Consider the following 17,098-nt stretch of genomic DNA (forward strand, 5'->3'; position numbering starts at 1 on the left):
TGCAACGACTGAAACAAATGGGGCAGGGGCGTGGAACACGATACAGGATTATCCATCAAGCAACGATGATTGAAATTGACCGCAAGCGTGCTCGAAAAAGCATTAACGATACTCCGCTAAAATAACTTATGGCAAAGCGACCTCAAGCGAATTGTCGATTTTTAGAATGGTATCGATGAGTTGCTGCTGATATTTGCCGGGTGATTGCCAGAGTCCGCGCTGTTGTGCTTCCAGCAACTTTTCCGACATTTCCTTTAACGCATTGGGGTTGGATTGCTCGAGAAATTCCCGGTTTTCCCGATCCATCACCAAGGCATCCGTGACCATCTCGTACTGATAATCATCAATCAGGTTGGTGGTCGCATCATAAGCAAACAGGTAATCCACAGAAGCAGCCATCTCGAAGGCACCCTTGTAGCCGTGCTGGCGCATCGCTTTCAGCCACTTTGGATTAATCACTCTGGCGCGAATTACCCGGTTTAGTTCCTCTTTCAAGGTTCGGATCTTGGGGTTGGATGGATTGGAGTGATCGCCATGATAAATTTCCGGCAACTCGCCTTTCAGCACTTCGACGGCATTAGCCATGCCGCCCTGAAACTGATAGTAGTCATCAGAATCCAGTAAATCGTGTTCCCGATTATCCTGATTTTGAATGACCACCTCGATCTGTCCAAGGCGTGATTCGAATGCAGAAAATGCGGCCTGACCAAAATGCGCCTGACTATAACTATACCCGCCCCAAGCGATGTAGGCGCGGGCAAGATCGGCCTTGTCTTCCCAGACACCTTGGTCGATCAACCCCTGTAATCCAGCGCCATAGCAACCTGGTTTAGAACCAAATACACGAAAGCGGGCTTGGACATTGGCTTGTTTTGCATCCAGCCCTTGCCCGATTAATATTTTACGTGTTACTTTAATATGTTGCCGTAACACATTGAATTCACCAGGTTCTTCGTAATCGGCTAACGTCTGCACTGCGGTATCGAACAAACGCGCGACATTAGGGAACGCATCCCGAAAAAAGCCGGAAATTCTTAAAGTCACATCCACCCTGGGACGCCCGAGTTGAACGCCGGGAATAATTTCTATATCCACCACCCGGTTAGAGCCTTCGGCCCATAGCGGTCGGACACCCATGAGTGCCAACGCCTGGGCGATGTCATCGCCGCCGGTGCGCATAGTGGAAGTCCCCCAAACCGAAACCCCGAGTTGCCGGGGATATTCGCCGTGTTCCTGTAGATATCGCGTGAGCAGTTGCTCGGCGGAAAGCTGGCCCAGTTCCCAGGCGCTTTGCGTGGGGATTGACCTCGCATCAACGGAATAAAAGTTACGTCCCGTGGGCAGGACATCGAGCCGCCCGCGCGTCGGCGCGCCGCTCGGGCCGGCCGGCACAAACTTGCCGTTTAGCGCGCCTAAAAAGTTTTCTATCTCGTTTTTGCTGGACTGGTTGACGGCTGGCAGAACAATATTTTTGATATACCCCAGCAAACGCCGGGTCTGGTTCAACGTTGCTGGAATCGCTTCGCCGTTAAGCATTTTGTTGATGCACTCTTGCGCCAGTAACTCGAGGCGTTCCCGAGTATCCGCTTCATTGCGCCAGTGTGCCGGGCTAAGATCTTGCAGCAATTGCGGTTTGTCACCTTGCCAATCGGCCGCGGCATCAAACTTGAGCGGGTTAAATACATTTTCATTTTCATTGGAGTTGATACCATTAGACCTGATGTCATTACACAATTCCAAATCAGCGCCCAGGCAATGCAAAATACCGGAATCATTAGGCCCTTCGCCTCTCGGCAATCGAGTCAGCGCGACCAGGGTTTCGCTCAGGCTATGACCCTCGGGCAGTTGCCCGAATCGATGCAGGCCATGGCGAATCTGCGCTTCTTTTAGTTCGCATAAATAGGTATCCACTTGCTTCAATAGATCGTCCTGGCGTAGATTATCCTGCCGTAGATTATCCTGCATCGCATCGTTTTGTGGCGGGACATCCTTATTCGGTTCAGGGTCTATCGTCAGATTTAGCTCTTTAGCCAGATTGGTCCGACAAACCAACGCCACGATTTTCTTGCGCAGGTGATTTTCCCGTCGCTGATCCAGTCCCATGGCCTGATAATATTCATCGACCAGTGTCTCCAGTTCCTGCAATTCACCATAGGTCTCCGCGCGCGCCATCGGCGGCATTAAGTGATCGAGAATCACGGCCTGGGCGCGTCGCTTGGCTTGCGCGCCTTCGCCCGGATCGTTGACTATAAATGGATAAAGATGGGGGGTTGGACCAAAAACAATATCGGGCCAGCACGCGTTGGACAATGCCACGCTCTTGCCGGGTAGCCATTCCATGTTGCCGTGCTTGCCGATATGGGCGATGGCATCGGCGCCATAAACATGGCGCAGCCAGAAATAAAACGCCAGATAATTATGCGGCGGCACCAGGTCGGGGTCATGGTAGTTGGCGGAGACATCATAATTAGCAACGACACCATAATTAGTAGCTACGTCGGCATTAAACCCACGCGCCGGTTGAATCCCCACAAAGGTCTCGCCGAACCGAATGCCGGCCACCATGATACGCCCTTGACGGTATTTAGGGTCATCCTCGACATCACCCCAACGTTGCGTTATTAACTGTTGATTATCAATGGGAATTTGATTGAACCAATGCTGATAATCCGGCTTGGATAGGCTTTGAAAACACGGCTTGATGGGCAAGGAATCGAGGTCATTGGTCATCCCGGACTGCAGTTGCTCGATGAGCGAATCGCCGTCCGCCGGGATGTTTTTCAGCGCATAGCCCGCCTCCTTCATCGCGCACAGAATGTTGATCGCCGAGGCCGGCGTGTCCAGCCCAACGCCATTGCCGATGCGGCCGTCTTTGGCCGGGTAGTTGGCCAGGATCAGGGCGATGCGTTTTTGATCATTCGGCTTTCGCCTTAACTGCGCCCAGCGATAGGCGAGTTCAATGACAAATTGCGCGCGCTCGGCATGCAGTCGGTAGCGCACGACATCGATTTCGGCGGATTTTGAGCGGCGATACAATGCCTTGAAACTGATTGCCCGACTGATGATCCTGCCGTCGTATTCGGGCAGCGCAATGTTCATTGCAATATCGCGCGCTCTGAGCCCCTGGTCGGATTGCGACCAATCCTGTTCGTCGTTGCTCGCTAAAATGGCTTGGATGACCGGGATGTCCCGGTCGAATAATTGGCTCGGTTGCTGCGGCTCGGATGACAGCGCGGCATTGCCTTCGACGTGCTGGGAAAAACTGGTGGTATTAATCACCACATCGCAATCGATGGCATCAATAAGATGATTCACCGTGGCCAAGCAGGCGGCGTCTTTCAATGAAAGCGTGGCCACCGCCAACACGTTGAATCTTTGCCGCAAAAGTTTAATGAACTCATCGAAAGCATCGGTATTGCCGGACTGCACATGCGACCGATAAAACAACATAAGCGCAGTGGGTAGCGACTTGCGCTTTGTTTGTTGCCAGGATTCGAGGGTAAGATGGGTATCGTCGCGATCGAAAATCAGACAGGGCGGCAATGCGCGCGCCGGTTCAAAGGCATAATCCGCGTCATGCAGTCCAAGAAAGTGCGAGGCAATATATTTAAACAGATTGCGGGTATTTCGTTTTCCGCCCTCGCGCAGGTAACGCCAGATATCATGACACTGAGCGGCATCGCAGTTGGAGTGGTTAATCAGATCCAGGTCGGGTTGGTCATCGCCAGGCACCAGAATCAATTTGATGCCGCTGCCGGTTGAGCGGGTGGCTAAGGCATGCAGTCGTTCAATGCCGTATCGCCAGTAGTTCATGCCTCCCAATAAGGAAACGATAATGACTTTGCTATGTTGGAGTACGTCGTGTTCGTATAGATCGTAGGCCGCTGGTTTGGCCAGGTTGATCAGGTTTGCCAGACGCACCGCCGGGTAGTGGCGGGGCAACTGCTCGGCAATCTCTGCCAGCAAGCCTAATGAGGTATCCTGAGCCGAGAGAATAACGATGTCGCCAGGGGTCTGCTGGAGATCGATGATGCCTTCATCATCAATAAAGCCGCCGGGTTTTGCCGCCAGCAAGTGCATCGGACGCCTGCGAACTCAGCGCGCCGGCACGGACATCCAGGACGCGGCGGGCATCAAGGACGCGGACGGAGACGCGGGCATCAAAAGCGCAGGCATAAAAAATCAGGTATAAAAAGATTAGGCGACTGCCGCCTGTAACGCGGTGCGCAATTCGCCCTCGCTCAAATCTTTGCCAATCATGACAATCTTGCTTTGCCTGGGTTCATCACCCGCCCATGGTCTATCGAAGTATTGATCGATTCTTGCGCCAACGCCCTGTAACACCTGTCGCATGGGTTTGCCGGGCAAGGCCAGCAAGCCCTTTACCCGAAAAATGGCATGAGTGGCAATCAGCCGACCGATAATTTCAACCAGTTTATCGGCATCGACCTCGCCGAGTTTTATCGACACCGAGTTGTAGTCGTCATGAGCATGATGATGATTTTCATCTTGCGCATGATGCTGGTCGTGATGGGTATGCACCGCTTCGATGTTGTTTTCCGAAGCAAACTCGAGTCCCATAATCAATGCGCTGCTGATTGCGCCGCCGCTGACTTCCAGCATCTTGACCTGCGGTTTAACATGATGGCCGATTTGGCTCTTGACGGAATCCAGTTGTGCGCCATCAATCAGATCGGTTTTGCTGATAATGATCAGGTCCGCGGAACTCAATTGATCTTCGAACAATTCCTGAAGCGCCGGCTGGTGCAATGGATCAGGATTGAGACGCGAATCCGCGGCACGCTGCTGTTCCACCTGCTTATGGTCATGCGCGAGCCGACCAGCGGCGACCGCAGCGCCATCGACCACGGTAATCACCGAGTCCACGGTGCAATGCTGTTTTATCTCAGGCCAGTTAAAAGCCTGTATCAACGGCTTGGGCAGTGCCAGACCGGAGGTCTCAATCAGGATATGATCGATATCATCCCGCCGTTCCACCAATTGTTTCATTACCGGCAGGAATTCTTCTTCGACGGTGCAGCAAATACAGCCATTGGCCAGTTCATAAATGCCGTCCTCGGCGACCGCGGCGCGCTGGCGGTCGTCTTCGCCATCCGTACAATCCAGCGGGCAACTGCGTAGCAAATCAGCATCGATATCCAGTTCGCCGAACTCATTGATAATTACGGCGATGCGTTTGCCGCCGGCTTGTTTGATCATGTTGGTCAACAACGTGGTTTTACCGCTGCCGAGAAATCCGGTCACCACGGTAGCGGGTATTTTTTCAAGATTCATCGTTTTACCTCTTGTTTTCTATTTTTTTGGAACGGCCCCGAGCCTTCCTTAAAATTGGGGGCTTGCCCCGCAAGGGGATACTTAAAATAAGTGCGGCGTACCTGTCGGGGTGTTTCGGGCTTGACTTTGGGTCGATAGATATGCGCCTTGTCTTCATCGTATAAAAAAGAATCATTAAAGGATGCCGGGTCGAGGGCGCGGCCGACCAGTATCAAAGCGGTTCGGGTAAATTTTTTCGCCCGGACTTTTGCCACGATATCGGCCAGTGTGCCGGTCACATAGTCCTGATCCGGCCAGCTGGTTCGGTAACACACGGCCACCGGGCAGTCTGCTCGGTAATGCGGCTTGAGTTGTTGCACAATTTTATGAATATGACTGACCCCGAGATGGATCGCCAGCGTCGCGCCATGACGCGCCAGGGCATCGAGGTTTTCCTTTTCAGGCATTGGCGTCTTTGCGCTGTAACGGGTATAAATTACCGTTTGGGTGACACCGGAAAGCGTGAGTTCGCGCTTCAGCAATGCCGCCGAGGCGCTGGCGGCGGTGACGCCGGGAATGACCTGATAATTAATATCAAGTTCATCCAGTTGTCGCATCTGCTCGCCGATGGCGCCATAAATTGAGGGGTCGCCGGAATGCACCCGGGCGACATCCTGATTGTTCCTGTGCGCGACTTCGATACGCTCGATGATTTCATTGAGATTCAACGATGCGGTGTCCTCGATAACCGCGTCTTTCGCGGCGCTATCCAGAATTTCCACTGGCACCAGAGAGCCGGCATAGAGAATGACCGGGCATTGCTCTATCAGGCGCCGTGCCTTGACTGTGATTAAATCCGGATCGCCTGGACCGGCGCCGATGAAATAGACCGTCATAACTATAATTTTGCCATAATTTTAATGCCGCGGCGAATAGCCGCGCGGGGTGTAAACCCAATGTGAGTGGCGGTTGATGATATGCCTGGATTCGCTGTTGCCGACGGATACACAGGTAAACATATCGACCTGCGACGCATCCAGTTGGTCGAGCGTGATGATGCTCAGGCTATGCCCCTCCCGGGTCAGGTTGCGTCCAAGCACCGTAGGCGTCGTGCCCGGGCGGTATTGCAACAGGATATCCCGCGCCGTGTTCAATTGCCAGTTGCGCTTTTTGGAGACCGGATTATAAAACGTGACCACAAAATCGCCGCTTCCCGCGCTATGAACTCTGTTTTCGATCGTCGCCCACGGGGTCAGCAAATCGGACAGGGAAATAGCGCAAAAATCGTGACCCAGCAACGCGCCCGCCGAACTGGAATTGGCTTGCATGGCGCTGATGCCAGGAATGACTTCAAGGTCCACGTCCAACCACTTCGGGTTGCGCTCATGACCGGGTAATTGATAGTCGAGCAATTCAAATACCGCAGAGGCCATGGCATAGATGCCGATATCTCCGCTGGAAATCAATGCGGTTATTTTCCCGGATGCCGCCAGATCCAGCGCCAGACGAGCGCGCTCGATTTCCTGTCCAAGCGGTAATTCATGGTGGGTTTTGCCCGGCTTTGTCTTGCCTTGGCCAGCCTTGTCCAGCAACTCAAGATATAGCCCATAAGCCACAACATCGCTACATGCCTCGATGGCATTGATCGCTTTGGGTGAAATCAACTCAGGATCACCAGGCCCGATGCTGACCAGAAATAGTTGGGTCATGAAATTTTTGTGTTGAAAAGGTCGTGCATTGTAAGGCTGAAAAATGACAATTGTGCAAAGGTCTGCACAAGAAATCAAGGCGCGTAACTGCGTGCAACCGCAATAGTCGCACGCGCATTTTTTTGTTTGGGCAGCGCCAATTCCGCAGGCATCCCGGTCAACTTTGTGGCGCAACACAGCGCCGCGGCTTCGGCAACGCCGTAACAGCCCACCTCTTTGAATACGATTTCGGATTTCTCGCTGAGTAGATGTTCAACCTGCCTGAGTTCAATCGCAGAAAACAGGTGGAGTTCAAGATTAAGGCTTTTCGATAGTTCGAGCAACCCGGCCTCATCGGCCTTGAGATCAATACTGGCCAAGCCAGAGTAGGTTACCGCAGAGTCGGTTACAGCAGAGTCGGTTACAGCTGCATCCATTTCCCGGCAAACTTGCTCAAACAACGGTTGCAAAAACGCCAGCGGACAACCGCGTTCGCAGCCCATGCCGATCGTGTAAATCGGGCGACTGTAATCCATGGCTGAGGTTACAACGCATTGAGCCGAAATGGCCTGGGCGATATCGTGGGCAAATGCAACCGCGCCACCTTCATGCCCGGATAGCAGGGGTATGACATAGTTGCCAGATTGGTCAATGACGATGACCGCTGGATCGCGATATTTGTCGCGTAACACCGGTGCCAATGCACGTATGACTATGCCGGTAGAACAAATGAAAATACAGCGGTGGCCGCTGCGAAAACTTGATTGTGCGATTTCGATAAAGGGTTTTGGCCGATGGTGGCGGGAGGCGCCCGGCATCAGCATTTGCAGTCGCACCGCAAGCGCATCGCCCTGATCGGTCAGGCTGAATATATCGACCGGCGTGGCGCTTTTAACTTTCATCAGGGTCGCCGTGGTCGCTATGCGCGCGGTCGCGTAATTAAAAAAAGTGAAAAATAAGGACCCGGCTGCGCGTCGAGAAGCGAGATGTCATAAATAATTTTTTGATTTTTCTGCCCGACATATTCGATGTAACACGCATCTTGAGTACGGCACGCTTGCGCTATCAGTGGTAACAACTCGGCTCGCCGTCGGCCTGGCTTCATAATCGCAACATTGTCAAAATGGCTTAACGTATGCAGGATGTCTTCATCCGACCGTCGGCCTGAAATAATCGCCAGGTTTTCTGCCAGCGAGCCCAACGGTCTTCCACACAAGGCTGAAGCCGCGTTGATCGAAGTCACGCCTGGCACAATTCCGATCGAGTACCGATCATTCAATCGATCATGCAGATAGGCGAATGAGCCAAAGAAAAACGGATCGCCCTGACACAAAAACACAACGTCTTGTGCCTGGTCAAGATGGTCGGCGATTACCCGAGCGGCCTCATCATAAACCGCATTGACAACCTCCCGAGTCTCGCACATGGGCAGGATAATTGCGTACTCTTTTTGATCCGAATGTGTTGCCGCGGACATTGCCGCCGAAGCAATATCCCGGGCCATGGAATGGCCGCGATCACTACGCAGATACGTTACCAGATCGCATTGCTGGATAATGCGCAGCGCTTTTAGGGTCAATAGTTCCGGATCACCGGGGCCAACGCCGACGCCGTAGAAAGTGCCTGCCGAGGTTTTATTCATGTGTTTTATTCCGTCATTTTGCTCCATCAGATTTTTAAATCAGGGTTTCAGGTCATGGCTTCAGGTCATGGTTTAAGACATTTTGCCAGCACCACCGGCGACAGGGCTCTTTCATGGTCGCTGTCCGGCAAATTTTTTGAAACTTGAATTTCAATCCATTCGCGCCCGTGTTTGCCGCGGGTAAATTTTTGCAACGCCAAGCGGCTCGGCGCGGTCACTGCCGAAGCCACCAACTTGCCGCCGGGCTTAAGCCGTTGCCAGGTATATTCAAGCATCGCGCGCAAGCCATTGCTGCCGCCAATAAACACGCAATCAGGGTCGGGCAACGATGCGCAACAGTGCGGCGCATGACCTTCGATAACGGTTAAATTTAACCGGCTGCCGAAGCGCTCGCTGTTGGTTTTTATATGTTCGATACGTCCAGGCTCCCGCTCAATAGCGTACATCCGGCCCTGCTCGTTCCAGCGCGCCCATTCGACGCTGACGCTGCCACATCCGGCGCCAATATCCCAGGCAATCTCACCGTTGCCGGGTTGCATCAATGACAAAATCGCAAGACGAACTTCGCGCTTGCTGATCATGCCAAATCCGGGTTGCGCGCCGGTGGAAAAGAAATGGTCGGCGATGCCCGGAAAAGCGGGCAGGGCGGGCGGGTTGCCGTGCAAGTGGATGACACAAACATTGAGTGCGTGGAAACTTTGTGGCAAGGCCGCCAACTCGGCGGCACGATGTTGTGTTACTCGTTGCTGTTTGCCGCCCATGGCCTCGCAAACCCAAATCCGCGACTCGCCAAAATCTTGCGCCGACAGTTCTTGCGCGATGGCGACTGGATTGGATTGCGGGTCGGTAAACGCGGCGATGAGTTGTTGGTCTTTTAAATAACGCCGAAGCGAGCTCAGAGGCCGCCCATGCAGGCTGATTATTTGCGCGCTTTGCCAGGCCAAACCAAGATGATGAAAACACGATTGAATACTGGAAATATTCGGATGGAAAATTAAATTGGCGTTGCCGACCAGCCGATTCAGCCAACTGCCGATGCCATGGATTAGCGCATCACCGGAGGCTAAAACCGCTATCGACTTTTGCTGATTGGCATTAAGTTGATCGGCCAACCCGCAAAACGGGGAGGCGAAAATCAGTTTTTCCGCAGCGGTTGCGATATGCGCGATTGCATCAAAATGGCGTGCTGAGCCGAAAATTATTTCGGCTTGCTGAAGCGCAATATCGGCCGCGGGCATCAGCACGCTGCGCTCGTTGCAACCCAGGCTGACAACACAAATCGGGCTGCCGCGCCACTGGATTGGCTGCGGTTCGCGCGGCTTGAAATGAATGCCCGGGTCACGCCTGAGCGCATCAGTGATTACCGCATCGGGCGCGGTCGAATCAGTCATGTCATGAAGTCGGCTGCAATCGTAAGTCATTTTTCAATATGACCAGCGTATTGAATGCCGCCGCCGCCAGCGCGCTGCCACCGACACGGCCTGCCAAGGTAATACATTCCACGCCTAATTCACGATGGTGCTCCCAAAGATAATTCTTCGCCTCCGGCGCACCGACAAATCCGACCGGCATACCGATTACCAGCGCCGGTTTGCCGTGGCCGCTTTCCAGCATTTCCATCAGTCGAAACAATGCGGTTGGCGCGTTGCCAATAATGGCAATGCTGTTTTCCAGATAAGGCTTCCACAGCGCCAGCGCCGACATGGTTCGGGTCTCTCCAGTTGCGGCAGCGCGCGCAGCGGTCTTGTGGTGATTAAGAAAACACAGCGGATCGCGGGTTAACTCGCGTTTGGGCATGCCCTTAATCAGGCCCTGTTTCACCATTTCCACATCGCACAGCACATTGCAGTCCTGGTTCAGCGCATTGATGCCTGAATCAATGGCAACCGAGCTGATGCGCACCTGTCGGGCGATTTCAGGATTCCCGCAAGTGTGCACCAAGCGCATAACGATCTGCTGTTGCGTTTCGTCGAAACCAGAAAAATCAGTGACCGCGCGGATTAACTGAAACGACTGCGCCTCAATTTCCGCCGGATTTTTTATGTAGTCGCGCATTAGTTTTCGACGACCGCAGCGACCAGCGCGTCAATTGCGTTGAAACTTTTGTCCACCGCAGCCAGAGCCGGGCGCGCTTGAACGAACACCGGAATATCCAGGTCAAGAGCGGCATCAAGTTTTTGGGAAACTCGACCGCAGCCACTATTTTTGCTGACCAACGCGTCCACCTTATGTTCCAGCATCAGCGCGCGCTCGTCTTCATAGCCAAATGGGCCGATCGCAATAATTTGAATAATGCCCTCGGTTTCGGGAAATGGGCGCGCGCTGCGAACAATCCATTGTTGCCGTTGTTGCCATTGTGGATTTGCTGGCGGCCGTTGGTCGGCAAACTTCAGGGCGCTGACGCCGATACTGAAAAACGGACGCTGGCAGCGCATGATTTGCGGGAATAGATCATCCCAGTTATGGTAGCTATGCCAATTGGGGTAATCCGCCGGATTCCAGCCCGGGCGATTGAACCGCCAGCAGGGGATGGCAGTTTGTTTAGCGGCCTGTGCCGCATTAGCGGAAATCCCCGCCGCATAGGGATGCGTCGCATCCAGTAATAATTCGATGCGGCGATGACCACAATATTCGGCTAGGCCCTGCGCCCCGCTCTTGCCGGCGCGGCTGAATCCGCCAACATGAATTTCGCAGGGCAAATCCGGTTGGCGCACCAACCCCACTAAACTATAAATAACGATATGGCCGTGATCGATCAGTTCGTTTGCAAGAACCTTGGATTCGGCAACGCCACCGAGGATAAGAATTCTCATGATACGAAACTGGTGCCGACGCAGTTTCCGGCTTTGTCGATACAGTAAACATCGATATGCACTTTGTTTTGGGCTACCTTTAAGGCGGTCTGGCGCGCCAGTTGGCTGACCTTGTTCGCTAACGGAATGTCGTCCGCCTGGCAGTATTTCAGGGTCGCTAAACTGGTGTTGGCGTGTTTGATCTGGTCGGTTAACGCCTTGCTGCCACCCAACTCATCGGCCAGTCCGGCGAGAAAGTTAAAATCAATCGACGAGTCTTGGCTGTGCAGCGCGTGATGTCCGGCTGCCATTTTACTCATCTTTCCGAAGCCGCCGCAGAGCGATAATTTCTTCATCGGTACTTTTCTTAAATGCTTGAGCACGGCGCCGGCGAAATCACCCATTTCCACCAGTGCAATTTCTGGCAGTTGCAAACGTTTTTGAATATAGTGTTCGCTGGTAGAACCGGTGCTGGCGGCGATATGCGAGACGCCATTGGCATGCGCCACATCGATGGACTGATGAACCGAGGCGATAAAGGCTGAGCAGGAATACGGCTTGACGATGCCGGTGGTGCCGAGAATCGACAGACCGCCCAGTATGCCAAGTTTTCCGTTCATCGTATTGAGCGCGATCGCCTCGCCATTGACCACGCCGATATGCACTTCAAATCCGCCCGCATAACCACTTTCATCGGCCAGCAAAAGCAGGTGTTCGGTCATCATTTTGCGCGGCACCGGGTTGATGGCCGGCTCGCCGACGGCGATCGACAACCCATCCCGAGTGACCGTGCCCACGCCTTCAGCCGCATGAAACCGGATGCCAGCGATAGCCGACAATTCAACCTCTGCAAAGATAGTCGCCAGATGAGTGGCATCCGGATCGTCGCCCGCATCCTTGATCGTGCTGGCGATAGCCCGGCGCGCGCTGATGCGTTCACAGCGTTCAAGTTTGAACTCCACCTGCTTGCCGCCAATCCGATTTTTCATGGCCTGATTTCCATTGGCCTGACTTCCCCTGGTCCGACTTCTCTGCGGAAGAACGATGCGTACATTTTCACTGAATATATTGTTTATTAGCAGATTGGCCGCGGCCAACGATGTCGCCGTGGCGCACGCTCCGGTAGTGAATCCACTGCGCAGTGTTTGTTTTGTTTCCGATGATTCTTCGCGCATGACGGAAAATCTACGCGAATAGCCAGTAACAACCAAAGGCGATGGACACTGAGGCCACGGCCATTCGACTGAACTGGAATAATTTTTGCCCAAACCCGGCGATGCATTTTTGCAGTTGCCCGAAAAACAATCCGAAGACCAACATGGCGCTTAGCGCACCCAACGAAAACAACGCGACATAGCCCAATCCGATCCACGGGCCAATCCATGAACCAGTCCATGTGTTGGTGGTTTCCAGCGCGGGAATCAACGCCAAAACAGGCGCGCTGCCAGCAAGGCCATGGGTAGCGCCCACCAGCACGGATTGATGGGTGTGATGGGTTTTGCCGGTGGACAGATGCACATGCGTTATGGCATCGTGGCTATGCGCTTCCAGGGATAATTTGTGTTGACGTATATTCCAGAATATCCAGGCGCCAAGACCAATCAAAAGAACGCCAATCAGCTTCTCGGCGACATGGGCAACCATGGCGGGAAGCTCGATTTTTGCGAATATCAACAACGCCGCAAGCGCGAACAAGACCGCGCCATGACCTAAAGCCCAGGTACAGCAAAAACCCATCATGCGCCGGATTGACCATCCACTTGAATTTTGCCTTGAATCTTGATGTGCGCCCGACGCCAGCGCGGACACCGCCATGATGTGATCGGCGTCCAGCGCATGCAGCAAGCCGAGGCCGAAACCCAGCGTAAGTATGCTATATAAGACGGACGGTTCCATAACTGTTTGAACAATGAAGTTAGGTTACAACCAAGCTATTTTATCACAGCACGCGCGCGCCTCAGTCGCCGCCAGCGCAGGTCATGGCGATGGTGCGCCGCCGCCGTGATCGACCATCCGGCAACGGAAAACGCCCACGATTTTGGCTGGCTGCGATTGGTCGAATATTCCGGCTGCATGTTTTCATCCAGCGGGTTTTTATCCAGCGGCAAACTCTTCGAGGGCTTTTCCGGACAAACGATAACCGACCCATTCCTATTGTGGCTTTGCGCCAATTGATTGATAGAACTTTATCGCTGGTTCATTCCAGTCAAGAAACTCAGGCTCTATCGGTGGGACAACAAGAGGATAATGTGGTCTTTATGGGCTTATTGGTGTTAACCATTCTCCGTGGTTTTCGGGTTTTTTTGGTTTTGCAGGGGATTGTGTTGCTCTTTGGCACGAGCAGGTTGTCAAATTTCGCATCCGATTTAGGCTTTATGCTTCCTATACATAGCGCAGAGCATATACCTGCAATACTCGCAACGATTAACGCAGGCCTATAATCTGCATGAATATCGTATAACTTACCCGCGACCCATGGCCCCAAAAATCCCGCTATCCCCCAAGCGATAAAAACTTTACCGTAAATCCGAACACCTTCAACAACACCAAATCGAGTCGCAATAGCTGCTGGGTATACAGAGATAATCGCTCCATAAGCAAACCCAATTACACCTAAGCCAAACAACACACTACTATCTATCAAAAACAGGGATAGTAGTAATAGACTGACTGCCGATAGTAAAGGCAATAATGTCAACGTGACTCTGAATGATATTCGGTCTGCTATCCAACCACCCAGTAGGCTACCTGCCATACTGAATAGTGCCAATACACTAGGGGCAATTAACATCAGTCGTTTATCCAATCCAGCCTGCTGCGCAATCGCTGTTGCGTGGCCTGTCGCCATTAGTCCGGCCATGACGGCCAAGCCGAAAGCCAACCAGAAAAAAAAGACCGCTTGTTTATCCACACTCTCGCTATTTTGATGGTTAGAAGCTGACACATGTAACTCAGCCTGGGCCAAATCTAACAAGCCACCAGCGATCGGCATGATCAATAATAAAACCAGGGCCAAACTCAGCATTGCACCGACCAAACCAAAAGTGCTTAAGGCAAAAGCAAGCGGCCAAGGTGATAGAACTGCCCCCAGTGCATAACTGGCTGTGACCAGACCCATGACAAAGCCTTTATTGTCCAAATTGGACTGAGCGGATATTTGTAAAGCAAACCCATAACCGAGGCCGTTCGCAAAGCCAAATAACAAGCTATACCCGAACCAGACCGTAGCAATATGATTTGCCGATGCAGCAATTAATGCACCAATTAACGCTAACGTGCAAACAGCAATAGCAAAACCAGCCGGACGTAACAAGCCGTATAAACGATGACCAAACAATACACCGACTGTCAATGTTAGCAACGTAAAGGAATACGTAAGACTGACCTGTGAGCGTGAAACCTGAAAATGTCTTTCCATAGGTTCTAGAAAGACAGAAAAAGCGTGCACCGAACCAAGCACCAATACGAGTAACATACTGGCAAGAACAACCCAGGTCCCTTGATGCTTAGATTTTTGCTGCATCATTACGATTTTTTCTTATTGCGTCGTGATTCGATAAACAGGCGTAATTGCTCCTGTGTGTCATCTGAACGAAAACAGTCGGCATCATATGCTTCTTCAAGCACCAGTGTTGAAGCAAAGTTTGATTCAGCTGCCATATAAAATGCGCGTTTGATATTGCGCAAACCCGTTTTGGGGAAAGCCGCAATACGTTCAGCCAATGCTTCAGTCTCTTGTTGCAAGCCATCGTCTTCGACGACGCGACTAACCAAACCTACACGCTCAGATTCTTCAGCACTGAGCGTGTCGGTGGTTAATGCCATGTCCATTGCCCGCGTTAAACCTACCATCCGCACCAATAAATAGGTAAGCCCTCCGGTGGGGCTAAAACCCAGCTGGGCATCTGGCAATCCCAATTTTGCCGAACGCCCGGCAATCCGTAAATCGCACATTAGCGCAACTTCTAAACCGCCACCAAAAGCAAATCCATTAATCGCACCCAGTATTGGTTTGTCTAAATTTCGGGCTTCTAAAGCCAAAATTTGATAGAGAGAAGCCGCTTTAGAAAAATCCGCCTCCGCCATTTTTTCCATCGCTTTAATATCTGCCCCAACACTGAACGCACGACCTGTAGCGGCAATCACCAATACACGAACAGCATCATCGGCCTTGGCATTTCGGAATACGGATAATAGCGCTTCCAGATCGGGGATATCAAAAGCGTTTAACGCTTCTGGGCGATTCAGCGTTGCCCAGGCAACGCTATTCTTCACGTGGTAATCAATAGACATTATTGTCTCTCTGAGAATTTGAGAATCGGAAATTTCCTGTGTTATTTAAAGATTTTCATACAACCGCAGCACACGATGGGTTTTATGTTCTGATGCAATAGTACCCTGTTTAACCAGTTCAACCTGAGCGGTAAATCCGGCTCGTCTCTTAATAACATCTCCCACTTCGACAATTAACTGTTCATGTTGTTGCTCTGGAAAATCCTGCACAACCTCAACCATCAAGCGTGGCGCATAATCAACCGGCGGTGGTTGATCTAGTATGATTTGAAACTCGCCGGTCAAACGTGGTCGAAATTGCGTCACGACATCCTGAACCCCAGTTGGATAAATATTCACTCCCTTAACCACAAACATATCATCACTTCGACCCAAGGTACGAAAGCGAAAACTGTGTCGGCCACATTGGCAAGGATCGGTAAAAACCTGCACATGATCATGCGAACGAAAACGCAACAATGGTGATGCTTCGCGTTTGATGGAAGTATAAACCAGCTCGCCAGTTTCTCCATCGATCATAGGTTTTACCGAGCCCGTGTCGGGATCAATCAATTCAGCAATCACCAAGCCGCCACCGCAGAAATGCATGCCCTCACGGTATTCACATTCCGCACTTTGGCACCCCAATTCTGCGATACCATATAAATCATGCGATGACATACCCCAAGTACTTTCAATGCGCTGTCGATAACCGGGAACTTGCAAGCCACCCTCACCCGAAAAAAAACCTTTGTGTAGATTTAAATCCAAAGGATTAATGTTTGCCTGCTCCGCCACTTCCTCCAGGAGGACGGCATAAGAAGGTGTTGAATACAGACATTTTTCACCGGAAAGATCCGCCAACAGCTCCAGCAACTCTCGTGATTTACCTACACCATAGGCTAATATTGAAGCTCCCAAGGTTTCAAATGCCATATGATCCATGATGCCGCCAGCATAGATAGAATAATTAAAACAATTGACGACCAGATCTCCAGGACGACAACCCATCATCCAAAGTGCACGCGCACCCATTTCATTGTAAACATCTATATCGTTACGCGTCCAGGCAATGCGCATAGGCTTACCACTGGTGCCACCCGTACCAACCAATCGAACAATATCTTCGCGAGGTGCACATTGATGCGGCCCAATCAACTGACCTTCGCGTTGCGTTTCAGCCAGTGTTTTCTTTTCTGTGAAAGGCACGGCCTCCAATGCTTTATGACAATTAATATCCTGAAGATTTATTCCTGCTTCGGCAAATTGGGTCCGATAGTAATCACTGGAGTGATAAAGATAATCTATCTGTTTCACAAGCAGTGGGACTTCATAAGCCTGCAAATCTTTTTCCGGCAAGGTTTCTAGTGCTTGGTTCCAATAGGTATTCGCCATGTTTTTATTTTCTCCCGAATTCATACAATAACTGC

General features: G+C 51.9%; 15 protein-coding genes and 1 pseudogene. All 16 read right to left on the reverse strand.

The window, feature by feature from the left end; genetic code table 11:
• Positions 1–126: 126 nt before the first annotated feature.
• The 16 genes and pseudogenes from cobN to ACP158_RS08100 all read right to left on the reverse strand — a co-directional run bounded on the left by cobN (position 127) and on the right by ACP158_RS08100 (position 17,087).
• A complete protein-coding gene (gene cobN / locus ACP158_RS08025; protein ID WP_424945641.1) occupies positions 127–4,080 on the reverse strand; it encodes a cobaltochelatase subunit CobN in 3,954 nt (1,317 codons plus the stop codon).
• A gap of 117 nt (positions 4,081–4,197) precedes the next feature.
• On the reverse strand, positions 4,198–5,295 hold the full coding sequence (gene cobW, locus ACP158_RS08030) for a cobalamin biosynthesis protein CobW (RefSeq protein ID WP_424945642.1): 1,098 nt from the start codon (positions 5,293–5,295) through the stop codon (positions 4,198–4,200).
• Entirely contained in the window at positions 5,292–6,170 is an 879-nt protein-coding gene (cobM, locus tag ACP158_RS08035; protein WP_424945643.1) for a precorrin-4 C(11)-methyltransferase, read from the reverse strand. Before cobM ends, cobW begins: the two co-directional genes overlap by 4 nt.
• Positions 6,171–6,191: 21 nt before the next feature.
• Positions 6,192–6,983: a precorrin-3B C(17)-methyltransferase gene (gene cobJ, locus ACP158_RS08040; RefSeq protein ID WP_424945644.1), complete on the reverse strand. Its 792-nt coding sequence runs from the start codon at positions 6,981–6,983 to the stop codon at positions 6,192–6,194.
• Positions 6,984–7,057: 74 nt separating this feature from the next.
• The gene (locus ACP158_RS08045; protein WP_424945645.1) at positions 7,058–7,864 is read right to left on the reverse strand and encodes a cobalamin biosynthesis protein; all 807 of its coding nucleotides are present in this window, start codon (positions 7,862–7,864) and stop codon (positions 7,058–7,060) included.
• Between the two features lie 17 nt (positions 7,865–7,881).
• Positions 7,882–8,631, reverse strand: coding sequence for a precorrin-2 C(20)-methyltransferase (gene cobI / locus ACP158_RS08050; RefSeq protein WP_424945646.1), 750 nt, complete (start codon positions 8,629–8,631; stop codon positions 7,882–7,884).
• A 38-nt stretch (positions 8,632–8,669) separates the two neighbouring features.
• The gene (cbiE, locus tag ACP158_RS08055) at positions 8,670–9,995 is read right to left on the reverse strand and encodes a precorrin-6y C5,15-methyltransferase (decarboxylating) subunit CbiE (protein ID WP_424945647.1); all 1,326 of its coding nucleotides are present in this window, start codon (positions 9,993–9,995) and stop codon (positions 8,670–8,672) included.
• Position 9,996: 1 nt separating this feature from the next.
• Positions 9,997–10,659 (reverse strand): precorrin-8X methylmutase, encoded by a 663-nt coding sequence (locus tag ACP158_RS08060; RefSeq protein ID WP_424945648.1) that lies wholly within the window; start codon positions 10,657–10,659, stop codon positions 9,997–9,999.
• Positions 10,659–11,417: a precorrin-6A/cobalt-precorrin-6A reductase gene (locus ACP158_RS08065; RefSeq protein ID WP_424945649.1), complete on the reverse strand. Its 759-nt coding sequence runs from the start codon at positions 11,415–11,417 to the stop codon at positions 10,659–10,661. Before ACP158_RS08065 ends, ACP158_RS08060 begins: the two co-directional genes overlap by 1 nt.
• Positions 11,414–12,571, reverse strand: coding sequence for a cobalt-precorrin-5B (C(1))-methyltransferase (locus ACP158_RS08070; protein WP_424945650.1), 1,158 nt, complete (start codon positions 12,569–12,571; stop codon positions 11,414–11,416). Before ACP158_RS08070 ends, ACP158_RS08065 begins: the two co-directional genes overlap by 4 nt.
• 10 nt (positions 12,572–12,581) lie before the next feature.
• Positions 12,582–13,292, reverse strand: coding sequence for an urease accessory protein (locus ACP158_RS08075; RefSeq protein WP_424945651.1), 711 nt, complete (start codon positions 13,290–13,292; stop codon positions 12,582–12,584).
• A 35-nt stretch (positions 13,293–13,327) separates the two neighbouring features.
• Positions 13,328–13,504 carry a hypothetical protein gene (locus ACP158_RS08080; RefSeq protein WP_424945652.1) on the reverse strand — a complete coding sequence of 59 codons (177 nt, stop codon included), beginning with the start codon at positions 13,502–13,504 and terminating at the stop codon, positions 13,328–13,330.
• A gap of 43 nt (positions 13,505–13,547) precedes the next feature.
• Positions 13,548–13,622, reverse strand: a pseudogene (locus ACP158_RS08085) (GNAT family N-acetyltransferase); the annotation flags it as partial.
• Positions 13,612–14,922, reverse strand: coding sequence for an MFS transporter (locus ACP158_RS08090; RefSeq protein WP_424945653.1), 1,311 nt, complete (start codon positions 14,920–14,922; stop codon positions 13,612–13,614). The gene ACP158_RS08090 and the pseudogene ACP158_RS08085, both read right to left, overlap by 11 nt.
• The gene (locus ACP158_RS08095) at positions 14,922–15,689 is read right to left on the reverse strand and encodes an enoyl-CoA hydratase/isomerase family protein (RefSeq protein ID WP_424945654.1); all 768 of its coding nucleotides are present in this window, start codon (positions 15,687–15,689) and stop codon (positions 14,922–14,924) included. The genes ACP158_RS08090 and ACP158_RS08095 overlap by 1 nt, the downstream gene beginning before the upstream one ends.
• Positions 15,690–15,734: 45 nt before the next feature.
• Positions 15,735–17,087: a phenylacetate--CoA ligase family protein gene (locus ACP158_RS08100; protein WP_424945655.1), complete on the reverse strand. Its 1,353-nt coding sequence runs from the start codon at positions 17,085–17,087 to the stop codon at positions 15,735–15,737.
• Positions 17,088–17,098 lie beyond the last annotated feature (11 nt).

It is taken from the genome of Candidatus Spongiihabitans sp., assembly GCF_965247905.1.
GTDB lineage: Bacteria > Pseudomonadota > Gammaproteobacteria > Arenicellales > Poriferihabitantaceae > Spongiihabitans.

Bases quoted from the DNA above. Each gene is read 5' to 3' on its own strand.
- cobN (WP_424945641.1), bottom strand. From the start codon at position 4,080: ATGCACTTGCTGGCGGCAAAACCCGGCGGCTTTATTGATGATGAAGGC.
- cobW (WP_424945642.1), bottom strand. From the start codon at position 5,295: ATGAATCTTGAAAAAATACCCGCTACCGTGGTGACCGGATTTCTCGGC.
- cobM (WP_424945643.1), bottom strand. From the start codon at position 6,170: ATGACGGTCTATTTCATCGGCGCCGGTCCAGGCGATCCGGATTTAATC.
- cobJ (WP_424945644.1), bottom strand. From the start codon at position 6,983: ATGACCCAACTATTTCTGGTCAGCATCGGGCCTGGTGATCCTGAGTTG.
- ACP158_RS08045 (WP_424945645.1), bottom strand. From the start codon at position 7,864: ATGAAAGTTAAAAGCGCCACGCCGGTCGATATATTCAGCCTGACCGAT.
- cobI (WP_424945646.1), bottom strand. From the start codon at position 8,631: ATGGAGCAAAATGACGGAATAAAACACATGAATAAAACCTCGGCAGGC.
- cbiE (WP_424945647.1), bottom strand. From the start codon at position 9,995: ATGACTGATTCGACCGCGCCCGATGCGGTAATCACTGATGCGCTCAGG.
- ACP158_RS08060 (WP_424945648.1), bottom strand. From the start codon at position 10,659: ATGCGCGACTACATAAAAAATCCGGCGGAAATTGAGGCGCAGTCGTTT.
- ACP158_RS08065 (WP_424945649.1), bottom strand. From the start codon at position 11,417: ATGAGAATTCTTATCCTCGGTGGCGTTGCCGAATCCAAGGTTCTTGCA.
- ACP158_RS08070 (WP_424945650.1), bottom strand. From the start codon at position 12,571: ATGCGCGAAGAATCATCGGAAACAAAACAAACACTGCGCAGTGGATTC.
- ACP158_RS08075 (WP_424945651.1), bottom strand. From the start codon at position 13,292: ATGGAACCGTCCGTCTTATATAGCATACTTACGCTGGGTTTCGGCCTC.
- ACP158_RS08090 (WP_424945653.1), bottom strand. From the start codon at position 14,922: ATGATGCAGCAAAAATCTAAGCATCAAGGGACCTGGGTTGTTCTTGCC.
- ACP158_RS08095 (WP_424945654.1), bottom strand. From the start codon at position 15,689: ATGTCTATTGATTACCACGTGAAGAATAGCGTTGCCTGGGCAACGCTG.
- ACP158_RS08100 (WP_424945655.1), bottom strand. From the start codon at position 17,087: ATGAATTCGGGAGAAAATAAAAACATGGCGAATACCTATTGGAACCAA.